This window comes from Paraburkholderia sp. DHOC27 (assembly GCF_003429005.1).
Classification (GTDB): domain Bacteria; phylum Pseudomonadota; class Gammaproteobacteria; order Burkholderiales; family Burkholderiaceae; genus Paraburkholderia.
Genome location: NZ_QVQV01000001.1, coordinates 629717 through 655907 on the forward strand (window position 1 = coordinate 629717; position 26191 = coordinate 655907).

19 protein-coding genes are annotated in these 26191 nt (G+C 63.7%); 14 read left to right on the plus strand and 5 right to left on the minus strand.

Going from position 1 to position 26191, the window contains the following annotated elements; translation table 11 throughout:
• Positions 1 to 59: 59 nt before the first annotated feature.
• From D0B32_RS02785 to D0B32_RS02840, 12 genes are all read left to right on the plus strand, one after another.
• Positions 60 to 3158, plus strand: coding sequence for a FimV/HubP family polar landmark protein (locus tag D0B32_RS02785; RefSeq protein ID WP_117332145.1), 3099 nt, complete (start codon positions 60 to 62; stop codon positions 3156 to 3158).
• On the plus strand, positions 3155 to 3967 hold the full coding sequence (truA, locus tag D0B32_RS02790) for a tRNA pseudouridine(38-40) synthase TruA (protein ID WP_117332146.1): 813 nt from the start codon (positions 3155 to 3157) through the stop codon (positions 3965 to 3967). The genes D0B32_RS02785 and truA overlap by 4 nt, the downstream gene beginning before the upstream one ends.
• The gene (locus tag D0B32_RS02795; protein ID WP_259294923.1) at positions 3964 to 4677 is read left to right on the plus strand and encodes a phosphoribosylanthranilate isomerase; all 714 of its coding nucleotides are present in this window, start codon (positions 3964 to 3966) and stop codon (positions 4675 to 4677) included. The genes truA and D0B32_RS02795 overlap by 4 nt, the downstream gene beginning before the upstream one ends.
• 56 nt (positions 4678 to 4733) lie before the next feature.
• Positions 4734 to 5927 carry a tryptophan synthase subunit beta gene (trpB, locus tag D0B32_RS02800; RefSeq protein ID WP_117333429.1) on the plus strand — a complete coding sequence of 398 codons (1194 nt, stop codon included), beginning with the start codon at positions 4734 to 4736 and terminating at the stop codon, positions 5925 to 5927.
• 11 nt (positions 5928 to 5938) lie between these two features.
• The gene (locus D0B32_RS02805; RefSeq protein ID WP_117332148.1) at positions 5939 to 6895 is read left to right on the plus strand and encodes a site-specific DNA-methyltransferase; all 957 of its coding nucleotides are present in this window, start codon (positions 5939 to 5941) and stop codon (positions 6893 to 6895) included.
• A 95-nt stretch (positions 6896 to 6990) separates the two neighbouring features.
• Positions 6991 to 7806, plus strand: coding sequence for a tryptophan synthase subunit alpha (trpA, locus tag D0B32_RS02810; RefSeq protein WP_117332149.1), 816 nt, complete (start codon positions 6991 to 6993; stop codon positions 7804 to 7806).
• Between the two features lie 82 nt (positions 7807 to 7888).
• Entirely contained in the window at positions 7889 to 8761 is an 873-nt protein-coding gene (accD, locus tag D0B32_RS02815) for an acetyl-CoA carboxylase, carboxyltransferase subunit beta (protein WP_117332150.1), read from the plus strand.
• Between the two features lie 267 nt (positions 8762 to 9028).
• Positions 9029 to 10339 carry a bifunctional tetrahydrofolate synthase/dihydrofolate synthase gene (gene folC, locus D0B32_RS02820; protein WP_117332151.1) on the plus strand — a complete coding sequence of 437 codons (1311 nt, stop codon included), beginning with the start codon at positions 9029 to 9031 and terminating at the stop codon, positions 10337 to 10339.
• A 28-nt stretch (positions 10340 to 10367) separates the two neighbouring features.
• The gene (locus D0B32_RS02825) at positions 10368 to 11375 is read left to right on the plus strand and encodes an SPOR domain-containing protein (protein WP_117332152.1); all 1008 of its coding nucleotides are present in this window, start codon (positions 10368 to 10370) and stop codon (positions 11373 to 11375) included.
• Between the two features lie 7 nt (positions 11376 to 11382).
• Positions 11383 to 11877 carry a CvpA family protein gene (locus tag D0B32_RS02830; RefSeq protein ID WP_117332153.1) on the plus strand — a complete coding sequence of 165 codons (495 nt, stop codon included), beginning with the start codon at positions 11383 to 11385 and terminating at the stop codon, positions 11875 to 11877.
• Between the two features lie 105 nt (positions 11878 to 11982).
• Positions 11983 to 13530, plus strand: coding sequence for an amidophosphoribosyltransferase (gene purF / locus D0B32_RS02835; RefSeq protein WP_117332154.1), 1548 nt, complete (start codon positions 11983 to 11985; stop codon positions 13528 to 13530).
• Positions 13531 to 13835: 305 nt separating this feature from the next.
• On the plus strand, positions 13836 to 15026 hold the full coding sequence (locus tag D0B32_RS02840) for an O-succinylhomoserine sulfhydrylase (protein ID WP_117332155.1): 1191 nt from the start codon (positions 13836 to 13838) through the stop codon (positions 15024 to 15026).
• A 93-nt stretch (positions 15027 to 15119) separates the two neighbouring features.
• Here D0B32_RS02840 and D0B32_RS02845 read toward each other — a convergent pair whose 3' ends face one another.
• Both D0B32_RS02845 and D0B32_RS02850 read right to left on the minus strand, forming a co-directional pair.
• On the minus strand, positions 15120 to 15899 hold the full coding sequence (locus D0B32_RS02845) for an AraC family transcriptional regulator (RefSeq protein ID WP_117332156.1): 780 nt from the start codon (positions 15897 to 15899) through the stop codon (positions 15120 to 15122).
• Positions 15900 to 16002: 103 nt separating this feature from the next.
• Positions 16003 to 16344 (minus strand): FKBP-type peptidyl-prolyl cis-trans isomerase, encoded by a 342-nt coding sequence (locus tag D0B32_RS02850; RefSeq protein WP_117332157.1) that lies wholly within the window; start codon positions 16342 to 16344, stop codon positions 16003 to 16005.
• A gap of 456 nt (positions 16345 to 16800) precedes the next feature.
• Between D0B32_RS02850 and D0B32_RS02855 the strand changes: the two genes are divergently transcribed.
• Both D0B32_RS02855 and D0B32_RS02860 read left to right on the plus strand, forming a co-directional pair.
• A complete protein-coding gene (locus D0B32_RS02855) occupies positions 16801 to 17562 on the plus strand; it encodes a sensor histidine kinase KdpD (protein WP_117332158.1) in 762 nt (253 codons plus the stop codon).
• A 220-nt stretch (positions 17563 to 17782) separates the two neighbouring features.
• The gene (locus D0B32_RS02860) at positions 17783 to 19129 is read left to right on the plus strand and encodes a hemolysin family protein (protein ID WP_117332159.1); all 1347 of its coding nucleotides are present in this window, start codon (positions 17783 to 17785) and stop codon (positions 19127 to 19129) included.
• Positions 19130 to 19163: 34 nt separating this feature from the next.
• Here the strand turns inward: D0B32_RS02860 and treY are convergent, their stop codons facing one another.
• From treY to treZ, 3 genes are read right to left on the minus strand one after another with little or no spacing between them, the layout of a single operon-like run.
• Positions 19164 to 22010: a malto-oligosyltrehalose synthase gene (gene treY / locus D0B32_RS02865; RefSeq protein ID WP_117332160.1), complete on the minus strand. Its 2847-nt coding sequence runs from the start codon at positions 22008 to 22010 to the stop codon at positions 19164 to 19166.
• Positions 22007 to 24205: a 4-alpha-glucanotransferase gene (malQ, locus tag D0B32_RS02870; protein WP_117332161.1), complete on the minus strand. Its 2199-nt coding sequence runs from the start codon at positions 24203 to 24205 to the stop codon at positions 22007 to 22009. Before malQ ends, treY begins: the two co-directional genes overlap by 4 nt.
• On the minus strand, positions 24202 to 26112 hold the full coding sequence (gene treZ / locus D0B32_RS02875; RefSeq protein ID WP_117332162.1) for a malto-oligosyltrehalose trehalohydrolase: 1911 nt from the start codon (positions 26110 to 26112) through the stop codon (positions 24202 to 24204). The genes malQ and treZ overlap by 4 nt, the downstream gene beginning before the upstream one ends.
• Positions 26113 to 26191: the final 79 nt, after the last annotated feature.

Consider the following 26191-nt stretch of genomic DNA (forward strand, 5'->3'; position numbering starts at 1 on the left):
CAATCTTGCCACTATCCAATCGCAAACAAGGGCTAAGCGCTAACACGCCTGAAGTCCCGATGACCGCCAGGCTCTCTTCTTACGCTATGCCACGCCACAGTCTTTGTCAGATCGCGGCAGCCGCCGCGATCGTATTGGTGACGAGCGGTGCTGCATCCGCCGCGCAGGCTGCCACCACGGATGCCGCGAGCGCACCGGTTGGGGCATCTGCACCCTCTGCACCGTTGGCAGCCGGTGACCAGTACACGATTCATCCGGGGCAGTCGCTCAACGACGTCGCGATCGCCGCCACGCAATCGCATGATCGCGCGACGCTCGCGCGCGCGTCGCGTGCGCTGTTCGATGCGAACCCGAACGCCTTCATGGGACACGACCCGAGCCGCTTGCGGCTGGGCTCGGTGCTGACGATTCCGGCGCTGGATGCGACGGGCGCGGCGGTGGCCGCTTCGGACGCACCGGCGGCGACGGGCGCTTCGGGTGCAACGGCGATGGCCGGGTCCGCACCGGCGCAAGCAGCGACGGCGGCGAGCAGTGTGGCGCAAACGCAAACGTTGCCGCAGGCGGGTGCCGCCGCGCAAGCTCAGCCGCAGTCGCAGACAGCGAATGCGACGCAGGCGAATACACCTAATGGCGCGCAGAGCGGTAGCACGACAGGTGGTGGTGCCGGGGGCGCGAGCGAGCAGGCGCAGGCCAATGCCGTGACGGCTGAGGCGGCGGCGAGTGCGTCTTCGGTGAGCGCGGCTTCGACCACGACTCCGAACGCCGCCGGTGCATCCTCTGCGAGTGCTGATAACACCGCGTCCGCTTCACCAGCAAGCGCTACACGTTCAATTCAGCCGCCAGCCAGCGCGCCTGCCGCGCAACCCGCCGTGCAGGTTTCCAGCCTCCAACAACTGCTCACGCTGAAAAGCCGGGTGTTGATGGAGTTGCAGAAGCACGGCCTCGGCGGTGGTAATGCGGCGCAGCCGTCCAGCGCTGGGGCGACGGCAGGAGCCGGCAATGGTGCTGTATCCGGTTCCGCGGCGGCCAATGGCGGCGCGATGAGCGCACAGCCGGCGACGGGTGCGAGCCCGGATCTTTCGCCGACGAATCTTGGTATCGCAGGGGCGGTCGGCGCAGCACTGGTTGCGGTATTGGCCGGCCTGGGTCTGCGTCGGCGCAAACGTGCGGCCGCAGCGGCGGAGGCACAGGATGCGGCAGTGTCGGCGCACGTGGCTGCATCTGGAGTGGGGTCGCAGGATGGCGACGAGACCAATCTCGACGCGGTTGCCTGGGGACGGAGGGAACTTGACGCGGCGGACGCGGACTCGCACTCGCACGGTCGCGAAGGCCGCTCGCCGGGAACGGACGTTGAGGGAGTAGACGGTACTGTCTCGGGGAAGTCCACGGCGCAAGATGTGACCGCCGACGCGCCACATGCCTTTGCGGCGAGTGCGTACGCAGTGACGGCCTACGAAGCGACGGCGGACGATGCGACGACAGACGATGCAGCGGCTCGCGACGCAGAGATGCATGAGTCGGCGACGCATGACGTGGCGCAAGGCGTGGAGCACGAGGCGGCGTTGGTGGCGGCTCGGGAGGCTTCAGCGCATGAAACAGATGCGCATGATGTGCCGGAAGCTGATGTCTCAGGGGCGGATGCGCTCGGTCAGGCAGCACATGCATCCGAGCATGAGGCCGTAGCACATGAAGCGATGGCGGAAGAAGCCCCTGCTTATGGAGCTACGGCAGACGAGGCCGTGGCGCATGACGTCGCGGCGCACGAGTCCGGCGCACACGAAGCAACTTCACACGAAGCCATAGCCGACGAAGCTGTGGCGCGCGAAGTCGCAGCAGACGAAGCTCCGGCACAAGATGTGCGGGCGAACGACGCAGAAGCGTACCAAGCCGAGGCGCATGAAGCGGCAGCAGACGAGCCGACTGCGCACGACGCCACGGCTGACGAAGCAGCAACGCAGGAAGTCTCGGCGCACGACGTCGCTGCAGACGACTCAGCCGTAGGCGAAGCGGCAGCACATGCAGCCGAGTCTCACGATGCCGCCGCACACGAGCCGGCGACACACGAAGGCGCGTCACACGAAGGCGCGTCACACACAGGCTCAACACACGAAGCCGCAGCCCACGAAGCCGAATCGCACGAGCCAACCGCGCAACACCCGGCAACCTCAACCGACGCCTTCCCGACCGAAGCGTCACTCGAAGCGCCGCATCACTCTGAGGGCTACGATCCGGCAGCCTTCCCGGTGAATCGACCGCTTCAGGAAAGCGCGTACGAACCCCAGGCGGCGAGTGTCGAGACCGCGCCGGCGTCCTTCGAGCACACATCAACGGAAGAAACGCTGGAGCAGGCATCATCGCAAGAAGTCCCGCATGCTTCCGACGAGCAAGCGGCCAGCGCTGAACATCCCACATGGGATCGACAGACGCAGACGTCAGAAGAAGCCGCCCCGATCGACCCGGTCGCGAGCGACAACCCGACGCACGACGCCTCCGAAGCCGCACAGCACTCGTTCGAGTCTACGTCCTCGCTGGCTGACTCTTCTGAGGCGAACAAGGAAACCGCATCCGCCCTCGACGAAGCCCACGACGAAGACCATACCGCTTCGCGATGGGGCATCCCGGAAGCCTTCCCGCTGCCGGAGCCGCTGGACCCGTTCCCCGCTGAATTGTCGGCGCCGAAGGGTTTCCTGCGCGATGCCGTCGATGCCTTCAGCGGTCTCGATCTCGCTCTGCCGCCGCGCACCCAGTCGGGCTTGACGCCGCATGCCGTGTTCGACACCCATCCTGTCGCCGAACCGCAGATCGCCGCGCAGCAAGCCATTGCGCCGTTGCCTGCACCGCCTCACGTCGCGGATGAAATCACCGCCGGTACGGCCGGCTCGGCAGCCGTGGCCGGTCTGGGCGCCGCGCGCTTCGGCGCGCTGAACCTGGACTTCGATCTCGAGCTGCCGCCGGGTCCGTCGCAGCCCGTGCCACTGTTCACGCCGGAAGACCTCGGCAGGATCGCGCGCAACAAGCTCGATCTGGCTTCGGAATACATCGAACTCGGCGATCTGGCAGGCGCGCGTGCGTTGATCCACGAGGTTATCGAAGTGAACGACACCCGCACGCGCACCGAAGCGCGCGCCTTGCTGTCGACCCTCGCGCCGTTGTCATGACCCGTATCGCGCTTGGTATTCAGTACGACGGCTCGGCGTTCTGCGGTTGGCAGTCACAGCCGCACGGCAAGACGGTGCAGGACGAACTCGAGAGGGCCTTGCGCGAGTTTGCCCAGACACCGTTGCAAACGGTCGTGGCGGGACGTACAGATACCGGCGTGCACGGACTCGGGCAGGTGGTGCATTTCGACACCGAGCTCGAGCGGACCGATTTTTCGTGGGTGCGCGGCACCAACGCGTTTTTGCCCAAGAGCGTGGCCGTGCAGTGGGCCAAGCCGATGCCCGACACGTTTCACGCGCGCTTCTCGGCATTCGAGCGCACCTATTACTACGCGCTCTACGTGCATCCGGTGCGCTCGCCGATGCTCACCGGTCGCGCGGGTTGGGTCCATACCCCGCTCGACGTCGAGGCCATGCGCGCGGCCGTGACCTGTCTGATCGGCGAGCATGATTTCTCCGCGTTCCGCTCGTCGGAATGCCAGGCGAAGACGCCGGTCAAGCATCTGTATCAAATCGACGTGCGCCAGCAGGGTGATTTCATTCACTTCCGTTTCCGCGCCAACGCCTTTTTGCATCACATGGTGCGTAATCTGATGGGATGCCTCGTCGCAATTGGCCGCCAGCGTTATCCGGCCACGTGGATGGCCGAGGTGTTGGCCAGCCGCGACCGCAACGCCGCTGCGCCCACTTTCATGCCCGACGGCCTGTATCTCGCGCAGGTGGGCTATCCTGATGAATTCGCGGTGCCGGCTGCGCAGTCAGGCAGCGTGCCGTGGAGCACCATATGGAACGAGTCATCCGAAGCATGAACGCAAACCCGAACCCATCCACCGTTGGTGAGGCGCAGCAGGACCAGGCGCCTCTGCCGCGCCGGACGCGCATCAAGCTGTGCGGGCTTTCCAGGCCTGAAGACGTCGCGCACGCCATCGATCTGGGTGCGGACGCGTTCGGTCTCGTGTTCTATCCGTCCAGCCCGCGCTCGGTGAGCGTGGCCCAGGCGCTCGACCTGGTCAGGGATGTGCCGCCGTTCGTCTCGGTCGTGGGGCTGTTCGTCAATCCCACGCCCGACTGGCTGAGGGAGGTGGTGAGCAACATCCCGCTGACCCTGCTGCAATTTCATGGCGACGAGACTCCGGACCAGTGCGAAGCGCTTGCCGGCGTTGCGGGTTTGCCTTGGTTGCGCGCATTGCGGGTCGCGGCGGATACTCAGCGAGCCGATTTGGTAAAATCGGCGCTTAACTATGCGGCAACCAGTGGCCTTCTGTTCGACACCCATGTCGAAGGCTACGGTGGCGGCGGGAAGGTTTTCGATTGGTCACTTATTCCAGCAGAGCTCGCGCGTCGGGCCGTTTTGAGTGGTGGGTTGAACGCGCAAAACGTCAGTGACGCAATACGTCAGGTGCGCCCGTATGCGGTCGATGTCTCAAGCGGCATCGAAGTAGAGGGCGCCAAGGGCGTGAAGGATCACGCCCGGATGGCGGCGTTCGTACGCGCAGTGCGCGCGGCGGACGCAGAGTGATTCAGCCGGCGCCGTTGTCGAACGGCACGCGCCGGCCTTCTGAGAAGAGTGACATCATGTACAACTTGCCTGATGAAAGAGGCCATTTCGGCCAATTTGGCGGCGTTTTCGTTGCCGAAACCCTGGTTCATGCGCTCGACGAGCTGCGTGAAGCGTACGCAAAATTCCAGAAAGACCCCGAGTTCGTTGCTGAATACGAGCGCGAACTGAAATATTTCGTCGGTCGTCCGTCCCCCATTTATCACGCCCAACGCTGGAGCGAATTGCTCGGCGGCGCGCAGGTGTTCCTCAAGCGTGAGGACCTGAACCACACGGGCGCGCACAAGATCAACAACGTGATTGGCCAGGCACTGCTCGCGCGGCGCATGGGCAAGAAGCGCGTGATCGCCGAAACCGGCGCGGGTCAGCACGGTGTGGCCACGGCCACCATCGCTGCGCGCTTCGGCATGGAATGCGTGGTCTATATGGGCTCGGAAGACGTGCGCCGCCAGGCCGCCAACGTCTACCGCATGAAGCTGCTCGGGGCGACGGTCGTGCCGGTCGAATCCGGTTCGAAGACGCTGAAAGACTCGCTGAACGAAGCGATGCGCGACTGGGTGACCAACGTCGAAAGCACCTTCTACATCATCGGCACGGTGGCCGGTCCGCACCCTTATCCGATGATGGTGCGCGATTTCCAGCGCGTGATCGGCGACGAGTGCAAGGTGCAGATGCCTGAATTGATCGGCCGTCAGCCGGACGCGGTGATTGCGTGCGTAGGCGGTGGATCGAACGCGATGGGCATCTTTTATCCGTACATCGAGGATAAATCTGTGCAGTTGATCGGCGTTGAAGCAGCCGGCGACGGCCTGGACACGGGCCGTCACGCCGCTTCGCTGATAGGCGGCAGTCCGGGTGTGCTGCACGGCAATCGCACCTATCTACTGCAGGACGAGAATGGCCAGATCATCGAGACGCATTCGGTCTCGGCGGGGCTGGACTATCCTGGCGTCGGCCCCGAGCACGCGTGGTTGCATGAAACCGGCCGCGCGCAATATGTGGGCATCACTGACGAAGAGGCGCTCAAGGCATTCCACGACTGCTGCCGGATCGAGGGCATCATTCCTGCGCTCGAATCGAGTCATGCGCTCGCCTACGCGGCCAAACTCGCGCCGACCTTGCCGAAGGACAAGCACCTTCTGGTGAATCTGTCGGGACGCGGCGACAAGGACATGCACACGGTCGCTGAGCGATCGGGTATCACGTTCTGAGCGCCGCGACGATGCGCGACGAGTTCGACGAGCCGCAACCGGCAATAGACGGCGCCACCGAGGCCGAAGCAACGGCCGAGGCCGTGACGGCTAAAGCGAAAGCTGCCCCCGGCGAATCCGCCGCAGTGCCTGCTCAGGCGCTCGCGTCGGCTTTGCCGGTGGTGCCTGCCGGCATCCGGCTCTTGAACCGCGATTTTCTGACCGATGTGGTGAACCTGCCGGACGCTTCCATTGATCTGATCCTCGCCGATCCGCCTTACGGGCTCGGCAAAGACTATGGCAACGATTCGGACATGCGCTCGGGCGACGATTTTCTCGACTGGACGCGTGGTTGGCTCGAGCTGGCCATTCCGAAGCTCAATCCTACCGGTTCGCTCTATATCTTTTGCACGTGGCAGTACGCGCCGGAAATCTTCTGTTTCCTGAAGACGCGGCTCACGATGGTCAACGAGATCATCTGGGACCGGCGCGTGCCGAGCATGGGCGGCACGACGCGCCGTTTTACGTCGGTGCACGATAACATCGGCTTTTTCGCGGTATCGAAAGATTACTACTTCGATCTCGATCCCGTCCGCATCCCGTACGATGCTGTCACGAAGAAGGCGCGTTCGCGTAAATTGTTCGAAGGCAGCAAGTGGCTGGAGCTCGGCTACAACCCGAAGGACGTCTGGTCGGTGTCACGACTGCATCGGCAACATGCCGAACGCGTCGATCACCCCACCCAGAAGCCTCTGGAAATCGTCGAGCGGATGGTGCTGGCGTCGTGCCCGCCGGGCGGGCGCGTGCTCGACCCGTTCATGGGCAGCGGCACCACCGCAGTCGCTTGCGCTCGCCAGGGGCGCGAATTCGTCGGCTATGAAATTAATGAAAGTTACTGCGCGATAGCGCGTGAACGCGTCAGCGCGGCCGCCTCCGCGGTTAGCCGCGGTCCGGCTGCGACGAGCACCTCCGTCGCTGCCGAGATCTGAGTCTCGCCGGCTTTGGGCGCTAATTGAGGCAAATCGGCCTCGAAAAACGCTGAATCACGTCTAACGCGCAGTAAATCCTATTCGAGTAAATTTCCATGTCCCGTATCAAAAACACATTTGCGGCGCTGGCCGCGCAGGGCAAGAAAGGGCTGATTCCGTTCATGACGGCGGGTGATCCTGATCCGGCCCGCACCGTGGAGTTCATGCACGCACTGGCCGCTGGCGGCGCGGATGTCATCGAACTCGGCGTACCGTTCTCCGATCCAATGGCAGATGGTCCGGTGATCCAGGCGTCGTCGGAACGTGCTTTGGCTCACGGCGTATCGCTGCGTCGCGTATTGGCTGACGTGAAGACGTTCCGCGAGCGCGACGACAAGACGCCAGTGGTGCTGATGGGCTATGCCAATCCCATCGAGCGCATGGGTGCCGAAGCCTTTGCGGCTGCCGCTCAGGATGCCGGTGTCGACGGCGTACTGGTTGTCGACTACCCGCCGGAAGAATCCGTTAAGTTCGCGGAACAGATGCGATCAGCAGGGATCGATCCCATTTTCTTGCTGGCGCCTACCTCGACGGACGAGCGCATCGCTGAGGTTGGTAAAATTGCGAGCGGATATGTCTACTACGTGTCGCTCAAAGGGGTAACCGGCGCGGCAAATCTGGACGTTTCCAGCATCGCGAGTAAAATCCCGGCCATCAAGTCGCGCGTGCCCCTACCGGTAGGCGTCGGTTTCGGCATTCGGGACGCCCAGACGGCGAAGTCCGTTGCCGAAGTATCCGATGCCGTCGTGATCGGCAGTCGTATCGTGCAATTACTGGAAAAAGCCGCACCGGGCGAGGCCGCCGGAATGCTCACGCGTTTCATCGCGGAGATCCGCGAGGCGCTGGATAGCATCGGCGCGACCGCCCGATAATCGTCACTTTTTGTCTGCTGTAAGCTGCGCGGCGGCTTAGTCCCGCCGTCACGCTTACCGAAAGACTGAGAAAGGAATCAACATGAGCTGGCTCGATAAACTGCTGCCGCCGAAGATCAAACAAACCGATCCGAAAAACCGCAAGGGCATTCCGGAAGGGCTGTGGATCAAGTGCCCGTCGTGCGAAGCGGTCCTGTACCGCAACGACGTCGAGGCGAACCTCCACGTGTGCCCGAAGTGCGACCACCACATGCGGATCGGCGCGCGTGAGCGGCTCGACGGTTTGCTCGATCCGGAAGGCCGCTACGAAATCGGCCAGGAAATCCTGCCGGTCGACGCGCTGAAGTTCAAGGACAGCCGTAAGTACCCGGAACGCCTGAAAGAGGCGATGGACGAGACCGACGAAACCGACGCAATGGTCGTGATGGGCGGCGCGATCCACACGCTGCCGTGCGTGGTCGCCTGCTTCGAATTCTCCTTCATGGGCGGTTCGATGGGTTCGGTCGTGGGTGAGCGTTTCGCCCGCGGCGCGCAGAACGCGCTCGAACAACAGGTGCCGTTTATCTGCTTCACCGCGTCAGGCGGCGCGCGTATGCAGGAGAGTCTGCTTTCGCTGATGCAGATGGCCAAGACCACCGCCATGCTGACCAAGCTGGCCGAAGCCAAGCTGCCGTTCATCTCCGTGCTGACCGATCCGACCATGGGCGGCGTGTCCGCGAGCTTCGCCTTCCTCGGCGACGTGGTGATCGCCGAACCCAAGGCGCTGATCGGCTTTGCCGGCCCGCGCGTGATCGAACAAACCGTGCGTGAAAAGCTGCCGGAAGGCTTCCAGCGCGCCGAGTTCCTGCTGACCAAGGGTGCGGTGGACATGATCGTGGATCGCCGCAAGCTGCGTGAGGAAATTGCCCGTCTGATGGCGCTGATGTCCCGCCAGCCGGCCGATGCGGTGGCCTAAGACCTGAGCCAGCCCTTAGCCGTTCAAGCAAAACCAGCCGCAATGCCGTGTCGTCGTGACGCGGAAAATGCAAAAAAACAGCGCGCCGCGAGAGGTCATCAAGCGGCGCGCTGTCATTTCCGGGATAATCGCGGTCTCGCTGCGTTGCGCGTGGTCGGCTTATCCAGTGCCTTGACGCGCGCAATCGCGGCAACGAGACCAAACGCGCAACACCGCAACGCCCGCTGAACTGGCCGAATCCGCAATACCGCCTAACCGACGTAGCCGATGACCACCTTCCCCACTCTCGACGCGTGGCTCACGCATCTCGAATCCGCGCATCCGGTCGGCATCGACATGGGGCTGGCGCGGATCAGCAAGGTGCGCGACGCCCTGCAACTGTCGTTCGATTGCCCGGTGATCACCGTGGGCGGCACCAATGGCAAGGGCTCGACGTGCGCGATCCTCGAGACGATTCTGTTACGGGCGGGCTATCGGGTGGGCTGCCATACGTCGCCGCATCTGCTGACGTTCAATGAACGCGCGCGGGTGAACGGCGAAATCGCGAGCGACGCTGACCTGCTGCCGCATTTCGAAGCCGTCGAAGCCGCGCGTCTGAGCCTGGCCGAGCCGGTTTCGCTGACCTACTTCGAGTTCACGACGCTGGCCATCATGCGCCTGTTCGCCTCGCGCGGGCTCGACGCGGTGGTCTTGGAGGTCGGGCTCGGTGGCCGGCTGGACGCGGTCAATATCCTCGATACGGATTGCGCGATCATTACGAGTATCGACATCGATCACACCGAGTACCTCGGCGATACGCGCGAGAAAATCGGCTATGAGAAGGCCGGTATCTTCCGCCCGGGCAAGCCCGCCATCTGCGCGGACCCGGTGCCGCCGCAGTCGCTGATCGACCACGCTGAGAAGATCGGCGCGGATCTGTGGCTGTTCGGACGCGATTTCCGTTACGAAGGGCAGGCTGGCAGCGAGCGCCAGCAGTGGAGCTATGTAGGCCGCACCCTGCGCCGTTCGGCGCTGGCTTACCCGGCGCTGCGCGGCGCGAATCAGTTGATCAATACCTCGGCCGCGCTGGCCGGTCTGGAAGCCTTGCGCGACCGCCTGCCGGTTTCCGCCCAGGACATCCGGCTCGGTCTCGCCAACGTGGAACTGCCGGGACGCTTCCAGGTGCTGCCGGGCAAGCCGTCCATCGTGCTCGATGTCGGCCACAACCCGCATGCCGCCGCCGTGCTCGCGCAAAATCTCGGCAACATGGGCTATTTTCCCTACACCTACGCGGTGTTTGGCTCCATGCGGGACAAGGATATCGCTGGCGTGGTCGAGCATCTGAAGGGCGAAGTCGATCACTGGTGTCTGACAGATCTGGACACGCCGCGGGCCGCCTCCGCGAATGATCTCGAAGCGGTTTTGCGCGAATCTGGCGTAACGGACGGCGCCGACAGCAGCGTGACGCGCTTCGCGACGCCTGCCGAGGCGTTCCAAGACGCGCTAAATCGCGCCTCAGAGAATGATAGAATCGTGGTTTTTGGTAGTTTCTATACGGTAGCTGGTGTCATGGCTTACCGTAAATCGCAGCAACACTGAACGCGCGGCAGCCTCGACCAAGCCATTCATGGGTATTTTCTCGTTCGGCAAGAAAGACGACGCGCCCACCCGGCGCGGCGCAAATACCAGTTCCACCCGCGCCGCCCGTGGCGAGCGCGTGGAGCGGCGAACGCGCCGCACGGAACGGCCTGATGCCGATGCCATGCTGCTCGACCCCACGTTGCCGGAAAAGCAGCGCGCGCGCCGGCGCCTCGTGGGCGCCATCGCAATGGTGATCGCCGCCGTGGTGATTCTGCCCATGGTGCTCGATTCGCACCCCAAACCCGTGACCGACGATATCGCCATTGATATCCCCAACCGCCCCGCCCCCAAAGCGAGCGCGGACGACGCGGACACGCAGGCGGGCGTTGCACCGGATAATCCGGTGCCGGATACGTCAACGGCCGCCACAGCGGGCTCCGGTCAAGCGGGTCAATCAGCTCAATCGGCAACCGGCGGCATCGCGCCAGCGCCGGCTGCGCCCGCAACAGCCAACGCGAACGGCAACGTGAGTCCGACGAAACCGCAGGGCGCGACCGCGTCGGCCACGGCCAGGTCCAGCAAATCGCCGTCAACTGCCACGGCGACCAATACCGCACCCGCGACCACGCCCGCCACCTCGTCCAGATCGGGCGCATCGGCAAAGACGGGCACCGCGGCGGCGCAAAATTCGGCAAGCACGTATGCTAACGCCAGCCCGAGCGCCAACAGCAACGCCAATAGCAGCGCGAACAGCGCGGCCGCCAGCGCCGACGCGGATTCCGGCACGCCCGCCGCGCCGCCCGGCAGTCGCTTCGCGGTGAAGCTCGGCTCCTTCCCGGACGACGCCAGCGCAAAGAATTGGGCCGCCAAGTTGAAAGCGGCAGGAGTACCCGCATATACCGAACGTCAGAAGCAGGCAGACGGCACCACCCGCACGTTGTTGCGCGCAGGTCCGTTCCCTGACCGGGCGGCGGCATCGGCCGCCATCGCGAAGGTTCGCGAGGCCGGTCTGACCTCGGGCGCGTCGGGCTCGAACAACAGCTCGGCACAGTAACTGAGCGATGTTCACGGCCTTCGACTACGCTGTTATGGCGGTGATCGTGTTGTCGGCCTTGCGGGGCACCTGGCGCGGTTTCCTCGGCGAGGTGTTCGGGCTGATCGGCTGGATCGCGGCGTTCCTGATTGCCTGCCGCTTTGTCGGCTACGTCGTGCCCTATATGCCGGTCAACTGGCCCGGCGGTGCCTTGACCCAGTGGCTGCTCGCTTTTGTGCTGCTGGTGGTCGGTGTGATGCTGGTGGTGGGCGTCGCCAATGCGCTGCTCAGCCGCCTCGTCATGGTGTCGGGCCTGGGCGGTGTGGACCGCTCGCTCGGTTTGATGTTCGGCCTCGTGCGCGGGGTCATTCTGGTGCTGGTTCTGGTCGCCCTTGCCGGCTTGACCGAACTGCCCCAGCAGAAATTCTGGAAAGACGCCTTGTTGCGGCCCTATGCGGTCGAAGGCGTCCACCAACTGAAACCACTGCTTCCAGAGACGCTCGCTGCCTACGTCCGCGTATGACGATCAGATGAGCGGCTCACCGAAGCGTGCAGGATACCGGCGCGACCCGGATGCTTCCCCGGCACCGGCCGCCGTTACGAATTTCGTACCTTTGAAGGACATGCCATGTGCGGCATCGTAGGCGTAGTTTCCCAGTCCCCGGTCAATCAGCTGATCTATGACAGCCTGCTGCTCCTGCAGCACCGCGGTCAGGACGCAGCCGGTATTGCGACGGCGAACGGCAGCAATTTCCACATGCATAAGGCCAACGGCATGGTGCGCGACGTGTTCCGCACGCGCAACATGCGTAGCCTGCCCGGCACCACGGGTATCGGCCAGGTGCGTTACCCCACGGCCGGTTCCGCGACGAGCGAAGAGGAGGCCCAGCCGTTCTACGTGAACGCGCCGTTCGGCATCATCCTCGCCCACAACGGCAACCTCACCAACTGGCAGCAACTGAAAGACGAGATGTTCCGCGTCGATCGCCGCCATATCAATACCAACTCCGACACCGAAGTGCTGCTCAACGTGCTCGCGCACGAGCTGCAACTGTCGAGCTCCGGTCTGCAACTCGATCCGAACGCTGTGTTCAAGGCGGTCTCGGGCGTGCATCGCCGCGTGCATGGTTCGTATGCGATCGTGTCGCTGATCGCCGGCTACGGTCTGCTCGCGTTCCGTGACCCGTTCGGCATTCGCCCGCTGTGCCTCGGCAAGCAGGAAACGGCGCACGGTGTGGAATGGATCGTGGCGTCGGAATCGGTGGCAATTGAAGGCATTGGCTTCGAGTTCGTGCGCGACGTGGCGCCGGGCGAAGCGATCTTCATCGACCTCGAAGGCAATCTGCACTCGCAGCAGTGCGCCACGCAGCCGAGCCTCAACCCGTGCATCTTCGAACTCGTGTACCTCGCGCGTCCTGACTCGGTGCTCGACGGCGTGCCGGTCTACAACGTGCGTCTGCGCATGGGCGACTACCTCGCCGAGAAGATCAAGCGCGAACTGCCGGATGTGAACATCGACGTGGTGATGCCGATTCCCGACTCGTCGCGTCCGGCAGCCATGCAGGTCGCGAAGAAGCTGGGCGTCGAATATCGTGAAGGGTTCTTCAAGAACCGCTACGTGGGCCGCACGTTTATCATGCCGGGCCAGGCCGTGCGCAAGAAGTCGGTGCGCCAGAAGCTGAATGCGATGGCGATCGAGTTCAAGGGCAAGAACGTGCTGATCGTCGACGATTCCATCGTGCGCGGCACCACTTCGCATGAAATCGTGCAGATGGCGCGCGATGCCGGCGCGAACAAGGTGATTTTTGCTTCCGCCGCGCCGCCGGTGAAATTCCCGAACGTCTACGGTATCGACATGCCGACGCGCGGCGAACTCGTCGCGCATGGCCGCACGGACGAAGAAGTCGCGCGCATGATCGGCGCGGATCACCTCGTGTACCAGGACGTGGACGCGCTGAAGCAAGCCGTTCGCGACACCAACCCGGCGCTGAAGGAATTCGAGGCGTCGTGCTTCGACGGCAACTACATCACGGGCGACGTGACGACCGAGTATCTCGACCGCATCGAAACCGCGCGTCTGGCGCCGTCCGCGCAATCGGACCGCGATGCCGCGAGCGAAGGCATGGACGGCGGTGCAGCGCGGTCGCAACTGCATCTGCAATTGTCGGTAGAGTAAAAACCGGACGTGAGCGCCAGGCGTCGCGTACGCCCGGCGCTATGTTAGGATGATGGCTTGCGTCGATTTGATCTCAGCTTGCGGACGCGGGGCAACCCAAAACAGCTAAAGCGAACGGTGGAACAGCCGCATCTCTTTCACCGCCGCTCCAGCTTTCCCCCGCACAGAAGCCCGCTTATGCCGACGCAAAGCGGGCTTTTTTGTTGCCGGCGCGCTTGTATTCCTCGTTGAAGCGGGGACACAAACGCCGGTGCGGATAACGTGACGACACGTGGCAACACGTGGTCAATGGAAACAAAAACATCATGGACGACTCCCTGAATTTCGACACTCTCGCGGTCCGCTCGGGCACGCAGCGCAGCGACTTCAACGAGCATTCGGAAGCGATCTTCCTCACGTCGAGCTTTGTGTTCGCCAGCGCCGCGGATGCCGCCGAGCGCTTCAAGAAGTCCGAGGACTATTACACGTACTCGCGCTTCACGAACCCTACGGTGACGATGTTTCAGGACCGTCTCGCGGCGCTCGAAGGCGGTGAGGCGTGCATGGCAACGGCGTCGGGCATGGCTGCGATCATGTCGGTGGTGATGTCGGCGTTGCAGGCGGGCGATCATCTGGTCAGCTCGCGCAGTCTGTTCGGCTCGACGCTCGGCATGTTTTCGCAGATTTTCAGCAAGTTCGGCATCGTCACGACCTTTGTCGATCCGACTGATCTGGATGCATGGAAGAACGCGATTCGTCCTGAAACCAAGATGTTTTTCCTCGAAACGCCGTCCAATCCGCTCACTGAGATCGCTGATATCGAAGCCATCGGCAAGATCGCCAAGGCTGCGAACGCGCTGTTCGTCGTGGACAACTGCTTCTGCAGTCCCGCGCTGCAGCAGCCGTTGAAACTCGGCGCGGACGTGGTGATGCATTCGGCCACCAAGTTCCTCGACGGCCAGGGTCGGGTGCTGGGCGGCGCGCTGGTTGGCTCGAAGCAGTTCATCATGGAGAAGGTGTTTCCGTTCGTGCGCAGCGCGGGGCCGACCTTGTCCGCATTCAACGCATGGGTGCTGTTGAAGGGCATGGAAACGCTTTCACTGCGGGTCGAGAAGCAGTCGGACAATGCGCTGGAAATCGCGCGCTGGCTGGAAACGCATCCCGCCGTGAAACGCGTGTTTTATCCGGGGCTTGAATCGCATCCGCAATATGCGCTGGCGAAGCGTCAGCAGAAAGCGGGCGGCGCGATCGTTTCGTTCGAACTGAAGGGCGACACACCCGAGGCGCAACGCGCGAACGCATGGCGTGTGATCGACAGCACGAAGATCTGTTCGATCACCGGCAACCTGGGCGACACGCGTACGACGATCACGCATCCCGCCACGACCACGCACGGTCGTATTACGCCGGAAGCACGCGAGGCAGCGGGTATTACCGAGGGATTGATTCGCCTTGCGGTGGGACTCGAAAATGCGGGCGATATCCGCAATGACCTGGCGCGTGGGTTGGCTGGTTGAGTCAGTTGGAGAGGTAGATGCTCAGAGCGGGGCGCCGGCCGGCCCCGACGTCTGCGTAAGCCACTGCCATCTGCGCCCAGCTTTGCGTGAAGATCAATGCCGGACGGCGCGCCACTGACCCGGGGCGAGTCCAAAACGCCGCGTGAAAGCGTGCGTATAAGCGCTCTGATCGCCAAAGCCGACTTCGAGCGCGATCTCGGTGAGCGAGCGGCGTGGATCGGCTAACAACGTAATCGACATATCGAGCCGCAGACGTTGCAGGTAGCGGTGCGGCGTCTCGCCGAATGCCTCGATAAATAGCTGATGAAAGCGCCGCATGCCAAAGCCGCAGTGCGCGGCGAGATCGGCAATGCGTAGCGGTTCGGACAGATGTGCGCGCAGCCAGCGGTCGATGCGCGCAAAGTCCAACCCTGACCCTGGCGCATCATCTTGCGACGTGCCGCCTTCGGCGAGCATCGCCGCACATAGACGCGTGGCGGCGTGCCAGTGAAAGCGGCGCGCAGCGAGATCGTCGCCGTCTTGCATGCCACCTGCGGCGCTCGCTGCGATGCTGTTCACGAGCCGCGTCAACGACGCATCCACCGAAACCGCCCGGGCCCGGTCAAACAAACGCTGCGGCACCGCAAGCGACGCCGCAGGCAAATCCAGCACCAGTTGCCGATTCTCGCCAATGCCCGCGTAATCGTGCTGCGCGCCGGCAGGGATCAGCCAGGCTGAACCGGCCTCGATCTCCTGGCCGACGCCATCCACCGACATGACCATTGAACCATCCAGCCCCAGTACGACCTGATGAAAGTCGTGCAGATCGGACGCCTCGATTGCGCCGTAGCGGCGCAACGAAACGCTGGGGGCAGTGATGGCAGCGTGGCTCATGCGCGGCTTTTACGGGGCTTATGGGTAGCTGATACGTGGCTTGTACGTGGCGAGATTCACCTTGAACGCTCAAGCGGCGTTCGAGACGCCGCTCGAACCAGGCTCAAACGTCGAGCAGTTCGACTTCGAACACGAGCGTCGCATTCGGCGGAATCACACCGCCCGCGCCGCGAGCGCCATAGCCGAGTTGCGGCGGAATGGTCAGCTTGCGCACGCCGCCCACCTTCATGCCCTGGACGCCTTCGTCCCAGCCCTTGATGACCATGCCGCCGCCCAGCACGAACGCGAACGGGTCGTTGCGGTCTTTGCTCGAGTCGAACTTCTGGCCGTCGGTCAGCCAGCCGGTGTAATGCACGCTCACCGTTTTACCGGCGACGGCTTCGGCGCCGCTGCCTTCGGTCAAGTCTTCATATTTAAGGCCGGATTCGGTAGTCACGGTCGACATGAGCAGCTCCTTTAAGCGGTAGAAACCGCTATTGTAGGACGTTGCGGCGATGATGGGCGGTTGTTTTGCTGAGTCGCGGCCGGTGGCATCCGGAAGATGCGCGGTCTGTTTCGAGCCGCCGAGCAGCGTTCAATAGCGAGGTAGAAAACCCGCCCCGGCGATGAACATCCACATAGTGGCATCAAGTATCAATTGGACTGCTAAACGTTTCACAGTGGGAGCGCATTTCATGTGAACGCCGTGAATGCGGTAAGGGCGCGCTGCGATGCAAACGGTCGTGCGAACACGCAAAGGGTGCGATCGCCGGTAAGCTTGCGTCGGCGTCACACGGTTTCAATTCAATGCTTCATGCAATCCGTGTTTCGAGCCTCAGCGGCACTAACTATGCCTATAATGGGGTTACATTTTCAGTGTGCCATCAGGCGCAAGACACGCAACACGAAAGTCCGGAGCGTTATGACATCCACGTCTGAGAGCCGTACCGCGTTTTTCGTCGCGGAAACCGCGCTGTTTATGCGCGACCATGTGCTGTCGCTCGTGTCGCATGATTTGCGCGGTCCGTTGAATGCCATCCACAGCTGGGCCTACGTGCTCGAACGCAAACTCGATGCCAACGACGCCGCCGCGCAACGCGCCATTGTCGGCATCCGCAGCGGGGTGGATCAGCAGGTGAAGCTGCTGGAATCGCTTGTCGATACCACGCGCGCGGGAACAAAGAATCTGGCGCTGGAGCGCGGTCCGTTTGCATTGCAGGCCTTGTTCTCGGATAGCGCGGACGAAGTTCGCGCGCAACTCGCACGCTCGCGTGGCGTATCGCTCACGTTCGATTCGGCGTTGTCCACGGAGCAATTCAACGGCGACCGCGAGCGCCTTTGCGAGGCGCTGTGGCTCATGCTCACGTTCGCGGTGGAAAGCAGTGCAGACGGTTCAACCGTAGCGCTCAACTCCAGTGTCGATGCCACGTCGTGGCACGCCACCGTCGTTTATGACGCCACCCCCGCCGCACTCGACGACGAAGCCCTGCCCCATCTGCTGGAACGCTTCGCGCGCATTCAGGCACGCGCACCGCGCGAAGCGGGCCGGATTGCCTGGGTGCTGGCGCTGTGCAAGCGGGTTGCCGAGGCGCATGGCGGCAGCTTCACGCAAGGCGAAGTACAGGAAGGGCAAGCCACCACGCTCGCCTTGCAGATCCCGCTCGTCGTACCCGGCGGCGCGTAGCACGGCTCCACTCGCAAGGCACGGCGAAGTTGCCAGCGGCCGCGCGCACGGCGTGGGCCGCATGCCGCGCGATCAAAGCAAAAGCACAAAAAACAAAACGACACGCGCGCGACCCACACGGCTCGCGCGTGCGTCACCCATGGGGCCACCCGACGCACGCCCTCTTTCAGCCCGCTTTCGTCCTCTATACTGACAACTTTGCTTGCCGGAGCCCATTCCCTTGATGCAGGTTGTTGCCCTCATTGGTGCGTTGCTGCTCGTTGCACTCAACGGCTTTTTCGTGGCCGCCGAATTCGGTCTGGTGAAGTTGCGCCAGACGCGCGTGCAGAGCCTCGCCACGCAGCATGGCGTACGTGGACGACTCCTCGGCAAGGTGCACGGTCATCTGGACGCCTACCTTTCCGCGTGCCAACTCGGCATCACGCTCGCCTCGCTCGGGCTTGGCTGGATTGGTGAACCCGCGTTCGCTGCATTGCTGACACCCGTCTTCAGGGTGTTCGGCATCGAATCGGAAAATGTGATTCACGGTGTCTCGCTGTTCTTCGCTTTTTCGTGCATTTCGTTCCTGCATATCGTGGTGGGCGAACTCGCGCCCAAATCGCTCGCGATCCGCGAGTCCGAGAAGATTTCGCTGTGGACGGCCACGCCGCTCTACGGCTTTTACTGGGCCATGTACCCGGCCATCTGGCTGCTGAACGCCAGCGCGAATGCCGTGCTGCGGCTGGCGGGACTCGCGGCGGGTCACGGCAGCGACGCGCATTACTCCACGGAAGAACTCAAACTCATCCTGCGTGGCCGCAGCGCGCGTGTCACGAACGGCGGCCCGAATTTGCCGGAAGATGCCTATAGCCAGGACGAGTGGAACACCATCGCACACTCGCTGGATTTTTCGCGCATGACGGTATCCGACCTGATGCGGCCGGCCTTCGAAATGGTGGGACTGCGGCGCGATCTGCCGCTCCACGACAACATGCAGGTGGTGGCGAGGCACCGCTTCAGCCGCTATCCGTTGTTCGAAGACGGCTCGGGCGAGCGTGTGATGGGCATGATCCATCTGAAGGATCTGCTGCTGGCGCGCCAGGCGGGTGGAACGCTCGAAGACCTGGCGAAATACACGCGGCCGGTTCAGTACGTGCAGCCCGAGATGCCCGCGCTCGAACTGTTTCGCCGCTTTCGCAAGGGCGCGCCGCATATGGCGCTGGTCGGTCACAAGAATGCCGCGCCGATCGGTTTTCTCACGCTCGATAATCTGCTGGGCGCGCTGGTCGGGCAGATCCACGATGAGTTCCGCCAAGGCGATGCAGACTGGACCCGCATGGACGACGGCACGCTGATGGGCAAGGGCAGCTTGCCGGTGGTCTCGCTGGAGCGGGCGCTAGGCATCGACATCGACGAAGGCCGCGCGGAATCGGTGGGCGGACTGGTGATTCAGGCGCTCAACGACTTGCCGAGCGAAGGGCAGCGCATCGACTTCGACCGCTTCGACATCGTGGTCAAGAAGATGAAGGGGCCGCGCATTTTGCTCGTGCGCGTGTATCCGAAAGAATTCGACGACGAAGGCGGCTAACAGACGTCTTAAGCACACGCCTCAAGCACACGCCTCAAGCCTTCGGCACCCCATCCTCCACCAGCACCGCCACCGGCATATTCGCCAACGCATCGCGCAGATACAGCAAGCCGTCGTCGTTCACCTTGGGCGCGGCCGGACTCAGCCAGTCGAACAACGCGCGCGACTTCAGCTCTTCGGGCATTTCAATCGCGGTATCATCCCATTGCGTGGCATCGACCAGCGGCGCATCGCCACCTTCCTCGAGCAAACCCGCAGCGAGATGCGTGGCGATCGTGACCGCCCAGGCGTTCGCGTGCCGGCGTGCAAACGCAACCACATGCCCCGCCTGTTTGCCCGTGACCTTGAGCGGCACATACGCCCCTTCGCTCAACAGTGCCGGCAGATGCGCGCGCAAGGCCAGCAAACGCTGCACGACGGCGAGTTTGATGCGGCCGTTGCGCCACTCCGGCAAGAATTCCGACGGCGGCGTTTCAGCGAGCCACGCCTGACGCTGAGCAAAATCCACGGGCCGGCGGTTGTCGGGATCCACCAGACTGAAGTCCCATAGCTCGGTGCCTTGATATAGATCCGGTACGCCTGGCGACGTGAGGCGCAGCACGGTCTGTTGCAAACTGTTGATCGCACCGGCCTGGCCAATGCGTGCTACGAGCGCGGACAGTTCGCGCAGGAATCCATCACGCCGCTGCGGCGCGAGGATATCGAACAGGAACGTACGGCATGCTTCTTCATACGCCTCGTCGGGCGCGAACCATGTGGTGCGTAACTTCGCTTCGCGCAGCGCCTTCAATTGCCACTGTGCGACCCGTTCCGCGAGTTCCTTCACACCGTCCTCGTCGTCGGGCAAGAGTTCGGGCGGCCAGCAACCCACCAGCGTTTGATACAGCATCGCCTCGGGACCCGGTCCCGGCGCCCAGTTTTCATCGAGACTCGTGACGTTGCCGTCGAGCGCACGACGTTGCGGCGCGTTCAAGGTCGACCACGCGCGCAGTGTCGCGCTCCAGTCCTGTGCGATTTCGCTGAGCACGGCAAGGCGCGCCCGCACGTCTTCGCCACGCTTGTGATCGTGCGTCGCCGTGGCCAGCATGGCATGCGGGAAACGCTTCGCGCGCTCCGCGTTGGCGGCGTGAAACTCGTCAATGGAAAAGGCAAATTCACCGGGGTCCGAGCCCACCTCGTTGCGTGACAGCAAACGGCCGTACCTGTAGCACGCCGTATCTTCGACCGCCTTGGCGGCCACCGGCGCGGTCAATTGCGAAAAGAGCGTCTGCGCGGTGCGTCGCGACGAGCCCGCGTGACTGAACTGCGTGCCGTTCTGGCCGGGTTGCGCCGCGCCGCCCGGACGAGCCACCACGGCTTCCTCCGCCGCGCTGCCGCCCAGCCATGCGTCGACCTGATCGAGCACACCGTAATCCGCCGGCGACAAGGTCTCACGCGCCCCCGCCAATGCCTGGTTGAAGTAGACGTTGTCGGCTTCGGTGCGCAAGCCGTTTTGCGGATAGATGCGGTACACCGGAAAATGCACCACCAGTTCGGTCAGCACGCGCCGTAACGCGGTGAACGTGAAGTCGCGCGTGGCAAGCGAATCGCGCGCGATCCGATGCAATGCGCGCGCCGCACGGTCCAGTTCCGCCGCGAGATTTTCCGCCAGAATCTTGCGCCGGGCCATGAGCGCTTCGTCGGCAAACTCCGGGCTGCGTCCGCTGAGATCGGCCCACGTTGCAGCGAGCGTCTCGGCGCCCGCCGGGTCGTGCAGCAACGCGCCCACCTCGGTCATGAAGTCGTAGCCCGTCGTGCCATGCACGGGCCAGTCTTCGCGTAGCGGCTCACCACGGCCCAGAATCTTTTCCACCACCACATAGGGCTCGCCCTCGCGCAGTTCACCGAGCCGTTGCCGCAGCCGCTGACAATATTCACGCGGCTCAGCGAGCCCATCTACGTGATCGATCCGCACGCCATCAATCACGCCTTCTGCGTAGAGGCGAAACGGCAGTACGTGGACTGCGTCGAACACTTCCGGACGCTCGACCCGCATGCCAGCCAGCGTGCTGATATCGAAGAAGCGCCGCCAGTTCACTTCATCGGACGCCGTGCGCCACCAGGCGAGCCGGAAATGCTGACGTTCGAGCAGGCGATGCAAGCGGTCGCGTCCAGCGGGATCGCTTGCGGAGTAATGCGCAAGCGCGATGTCGATCGCGGCCGTGCCGTTCTGTGCCGCGAATTCACGCAGCGCAGCGCACGCCTCAGCCGCGCGCGGTTGATCGGCGGGTTGCGTCGTCAATCCCTGGAAGCGTTCAGCGAGCGCGCTCAGATCGGCGCGGCCCGCGCTGTGCAGGATCGCGGCGTAATCGACCGGGCACACCGGACCGACGTGCGGCCCATACGCGATATGGAAGTGCCCCTTGTCCTTGTCGAAGCGCAGTTCGATGCGTCCCGCCGCCAGTTCGTCGCCATACGAACCGCCGAGACACGGCAGCAACACCTTGCCGCGCAAGGCCGGGTCGGGCGAATGCCAGTCAATGTCGAAGTGGCGCGCGTACGTGCTGTGCCTTCCCCATTGCAGGATGTCGAGCCACCACGCGTTGCTCGATCCGCCCACGCCCATGTGATTCGGCACGACGTCGATGATGAGCCCCATGCCGCGCTCACGCAGTTTGTCGACGAGCCGCTTGAGTGCCGCTTCGCCGCCGCATTCTTCGCTGACCTTACTGTAGTCGACGGTGTCGTAGCCGTGCATCGAGCCCGGTTCGGCAGTGGTGATGGGCGACGCGTAAAGATGGCTGACGCCGAGTGCGGCGAAATACTCGACGTGCTTGAGGGCATCGTCGAAGGTGAAGTCGCGATGGAACTGAAGCCGGAGCGTAGAGCGCGGGACGGTCATGGTGTGTCGGGCCCCGAAGAAGCAGTGGATGAGTTCGTGGGAGAAGCGGAAGCGCGCCGGAACCGGTCGACCGCAAGCAGGCGGTCGAGGAAGGCCGGCTCGGCGAACAGTTCGTCGACCGGCAGCGCGAGCCGGCGCCGCCAGTTCGGATGCTCGTCAATCGAGCCCGGCAAGTTGGGCTGGTCTTCCAGCGCGAGCAGATCTTCGAGCGGATAGGTGACGAGCGGCGAGGGCGTTGCGGCAACGAAGGCCAGCGCTTCGTCCACCGGCGCGGATTCGGACGGCGGCGGGGGCACGCCATGCGCGGCGACGCCGGCCCACTGGAACGCGTCCCACAGGCGGGCGCGATCGTCGGCGCGTTCGGCGAGCGCCACTTCCACCGGGTCGCGTCCATCGGCGCGCGGCAGCGTCTGGCCAACGCGATTGCGCCACACAATATCCGCGCCGCGCCACCATCCCGTGACGGTAGGCAGATCGTGCGTAGTCGTGGTGGCTACTACGTTGCGGTCCCAGTCTGCCGGCATCTTGAAGCCGTCGCTCCACTCGCCGCGTTCGAACCACAGCACGCGAATCCCCGCGAGGCCATGTTCGTTCAGCCGTTCACGGAAGCCCGGCGGCACGGTGCCGAGATCTTCGCCAATCACAATCGCGTGATGCCGCCACGATTCGAGCGCGATCAGCCGCAGCATGTCTTCGAGCGGATAGCGCAGATACGCGCCATTTGCCGCGCTTTCGCCTTCCGGCACGAGCCACAGACGACGCAGCCCGAGAATGTGGTCGATGCGAATGCCGCCTGCGTGCGCGAAGGCCGCGCGCAGCATGTCGATGAACGCCGAGAAGCCTTGATTGCGCATGGCGCGTGGCGAGAACGTGGTGAGCCCCCACGCCTGGCCGGCCTGATTGAAGATATCCGGCGGCGCGCCGACGGATACACCTTGCAGCATGTCGTCGCGATACGACCATGCATGACTGCCGGCGCTGTCGCAGCCCACGGCGAGATCCGCGATCAAGCCGACCGCCATGCCGGCATCACGCGCCGCATGCTGGGCGTGCGAGAGCCCCTTGGCGGCGAGCCATTGCAGGTACAGATGAAATTCGATCTCGTGACGATGCGCGTGCGCGAACGCTTCGACTTCGGCGCTGCGCGGATCGCGCAGTGCCTCGGGCCAGTTGCGCCAATGACCGTCGCCATCCGGCTGCGCCAGTTGCACCGCCTGCAACGCTTCGAAGCGCGCATGATCTTCCAGCGAACGGCCGCCCGCGACGCAAAACTCGTTGAATTCCTGCGCACGCGGCGCGTCCTGAGCACGTTCGTTCACGCAGAACTGTTCGAACAGATGACGCAACACCTTGAGCTTGATGCGCACGGCCTGCGGCCAGTCGATCAGCGTGAGCCGTTCGAGTTGCGTCCACGTCTCGTCCGCCTGCACAGCCTTCATGGCGGCGCGTGCGGCTTCCTTGCCGAACACCGCAGCCGGGTCGATATGCGTGACGTTGAGCCACAAGCGCGATGACGGCGAGTAGGGGCTGAAGCGTTCCGGCTCGGCGCTGAACATCGCATGCGTGGGACTGACGGCAAGCGCATGCGCGCCGCGCTTCGCGGTTTGGACCGCCATTTGCGCGAGCGCCGTGTAGTCGCCAATGCCGCCGTCGCCCGACCGGCGCAAGCCATAGAGTTGCGCCGCAACGCCCCACAACGGCGGAGTAGGCGCACTGTTGCCAAGGCCCTGCCAGGCATCCGCGACCGTGTAGCTGCGCGCGGGCGCGACCGCCAGCGTGATGCGATGGTCGTTCAGCACGAGCGTGTGATAGCCGGGCTCGTCGATCGGCGAGAGCAGCGCGGCCTCGCCCTTCGGCGCCGTGAAGCGGCCGTCTATCACCTCGCCGCCTTCGAGTTCGATCCGGTAGTGGCTGTTCGCCTTGATCGCGGCAGCGGGCAGCGCGATGCCGCGGCCGCACTCAGCGGTCATCAATGGCGGCAGTTTGCGGCCTGACAATTCGGCGTCGAGCGCGGCGGCGCTCTGGCGGATCTGCGTGGCGTTGCCGCACGGCAAGCCCATGCGCTCGAGCAGCACGGCCAGCGTTTGCTCAGGCACGTGCTTCGTGTTGTGATGCGCGTCTTGCCATTCGACCTCGAAGCCGGCGCGCTTCGCCAGGCTGTCGATGGTTTCGCTGGGACGTCGTGCCGTGCTCATGCGTGCCACTCCCGTTCGACCACCTTGCGTGCATCGTGTGTGCTGGCGTACTCGTTGACGTCGCCGGTCAACCACGCAACGCATGCATAGGACGGCAAGGTCTGTTCCTGCACCTGATCGCGCGCACGCGGCGGCGTCTCGAACACCACCATGCCATCGGGCGCGTGCTCGAAGGCCACATCTTTCGTATCCAGATTCAGTGCAATAGATAGCGTCTCGCCGTCGTCGAGACGCCAGCGCGCGACGAGCGCGTTTGCGTCGCTGCCATCCGGCTTCGTCAGCACGCTTGCACCCAGCGCTTTGGCATGGGCGAGACGCGGCATGATGAGTTTTGCGCGTACCGTCAACGCGGATTTGTAGAAGTGCATCCAGTCGAGCCTGTCGTGTGCATCGGGTTGCGCAGCGGAATCCACAGGCGGCGACGATGCCGCGAAGGTCTGCGGCGCGTTGGGATCGGGAATCTGAGCGCGGCGTTTCTCGTCGCTAAACGAGGCGAAACGCGCGAATTCGCGGCGACGTCCTTCGCGCACGGCGTTGGCGAGATCGCCGGTGTAGTCGGTGAAAAACAGAAACGGTTGCTCGGAGCCAAACTCTTCTTCCATGAACAACAGCGGAATTTGCGGCGACAGTAGCAACAAACCGGTAGCCGCGCGCAACGCCTCGGCACTGCAAAGCTTGCGCAAGCGCTCGCCGAATGCGCGGTTGCCGATCTGATCGTGGTTCTGCAAAAACATCACGAACGAGGTGGGCCGCAGATGCGCGCTTGGTTCGCCACGCGGCTTGCCGTCGTGGATCGGCGAAGGATCGCCCTGGTACGTGAAGCCTTCGCCGAGCACACGCGCCAGTCTGCGGATGGGTTGATCCGCAAACGCGTGATAGTAGCCCTCGGTTTCGCCGGTCAGCAGCACGTGCAGCGTGTTGTGCGCGTCGTCGTTCCACTGCGCGTCGAAATGCGTTTCCAGCAGATTCGCTGTGTTGTGCTCGTTCTCGAGCACCAGATGCACGTGCCGGCCATGCTGCACCTTGGCGCGAATGTGGTCCGAGAGTTCACGCAGCCATTCGTCGTTGTCGATGGCGTGTACCGCGTCGAAACGCAGCCCGTCGATACGATATTCGTTGATCCAGTAGAGCGCGTTGTCGAGGAAAAAATCGCTGACCTCGCTGCGCTCGAAGTCGATCGCCGGACCCCACGGCGTATGCGTGCCTTCGCGGAAGAACGATTTCGCGTACGCATGCAGGTAGTTGCCGTCCGGGCCGAAGTGGTTGTACACCACGTCGAGAAACACGTTCAGACCCAGGCCGTGCGCCGCGTCGATCAAGGCTTTCAGTTCGTCGGGGCGGCCGTAAGCAGAATCCGGCGCGAACGGCAGCACGCCGTCGTAACCCCAGTTGCGTGCGCCCGGAAAATCGTTGAGCGGCATCAGCTCGATGGACGTCACGCCCAGCTCGGCGAGCGCAGGCAGACGCTTCATCACGCCCGCGTATCCGCCCATCGTGCCGACGTGCAATTCGTACAACACCGTCTCTTCCCACGGACGGCCATGCCAGTGCGCGTGCTGCCAGCTATAAGCGCGGGCGTCGATCACTTCGCTGGGGCCGTGCACGTCCTGTGGCTGGAAACGCGAGGCGGGATCGGGGACGAGCGTGCCGTCGCTCAGGCGATATCGGTAGAGCGTGCCGGCGCCGCAATCGACTTCGGTTTCGAACCAGCCGTTGCCGGTAGCGGTCATGTCGAACGAAGCGGGCGTGCCCGGTCCTTCGATTTCCACCTGCACCGAATCACACGAGGGCGCCCAGAACCGAAAACGCGTGCGCGGCGCGGCACTCGCCGCGCCTAGCAGATGCGCGCCGAACGGCAAGCAATGCGCGTGATGGCGCGCATGAGGATCAATCGGACTTTCGGACATGATTCGTCACCATTCGGTTTTACTCTGCTACGGCCTTGCACGACACTCACGGTGAGCCGCACGGCTCGCAAATGCTGAT

Coding starts and splice junctions, on each gene's coding strand:
- malQ (WP_117332161.1), bottom strand. CDS start 24,205: ATGAGCACGGCACGACGTCCCAGCGAAACCATCGACAGCCTGGCGAAG.
- D0B32_RS02795 (WP_259294923.1), top strand. CDS start 3,964: ATGAACGCAAACCCGAACCCATCCACCGTTGGTGAGGCGCAGCAGGAC.
- truA (WP_117332146.1), top strand. CDS start 3,155: ATGACCCGTATCGCGCTTGGTATTCAGTACGACGGCTCGGCGTTCTGC.
- accD (WP_117332150.1), top strand. CDS start 7,889: ATGAGCTGGCTCGATAAACTGCTGCCGCCGAAGATCAAACAAACCGAT.
- D0B32_RS02825 (WP_117332152.1), top strand. CDS start 10,368: ATGGGTATTTTCTCGTTCGGCAAGAAAGACGACGCGCCCACCCGGCGC.
- trpA (WP_117332149.1), top strand. CDS start 6,991: ATGTCCCGTATCAAAAACACATTTGCGGCGCTGGCCGCGCAGGGCAAG.
- D0B32_RS02840 (WP_117332155.1), top strand. CDS start 13,836: ATGGACGACTCCCTGAATTTCGACACTCTCGCGGTCCGCTCGGGCACG.
- folC (WP_117332151.1), top strand. CDS start 9,029: ATGACCACCTTCCCCACTCTCGACGCGTGGCTCACGCATCTCGAATCC.
- D0B32_RS02845 (WP_117332156.1), bottom strand. CDS start 15,899: ATGAGCCACGCTGCCATCACTGCCCCCAGCGTTTCGTTGCGCCGCTAC.
- D0B32_RS02830 (WP_117332153.1), top strand. CDS start 11,383: ATGTTCACGGCCTTCGACTACGCTGTTATGGCGGTGATCGTGTTGTCG.
- D0B32_RS02850 (WP_117332157.1), bottom strand. CDS start 16,344: ATGTCGACCGTGACTACCGAATCCGGCCTTAAATATGAAGACTTGACC.
- D0B32_RS02785 (WP_117332145.1), top strand. CDS start 60: ATGACCGCCAGGCTCTCTTCTTACGCTATGCCACGCCACAGTCTTTGT.
- purF (WP_117332154.1), top strand. CDS start 11,983: ATGTGCGGCATCGTAGGCGTAGTTTCCCAGTCCCCGGTCAATCAGCTG.
- treY (WP_117332160.1), bottom strand. CDS start 22,010: ATGACCGTCCCGCGCTCTACGCTCCGGCTTCAGTTCCATCGCGACTTC.
- D0B32_RS02805 (WP_117332148.1), top strand. CDS start 5,939: ATGCGCGACGAGTTCGACGAGCCGCAACCGGCAATAGACGGCGCCACC.
- trpB (WP_117333429.1), top strand. CDS start 4,734: ATGTACAACTTGCCTGATGAAAGAGGCCATTTCGGCCAATTTGGCGGC.
- treZ (WP_117332162.1), bottom strand. CDS start 26,112: ATGTCCGAAAGTCCGATTGATCCTCATGCGCGCCATCACGCGCATTGC.
- D0B32_RS02855 (WP_117332158.1), top strand. CDS start 16,801: ATGACATCCACGTCTGAGAGCCGTACCGCGTTTTTCGTCGCGGAAACC.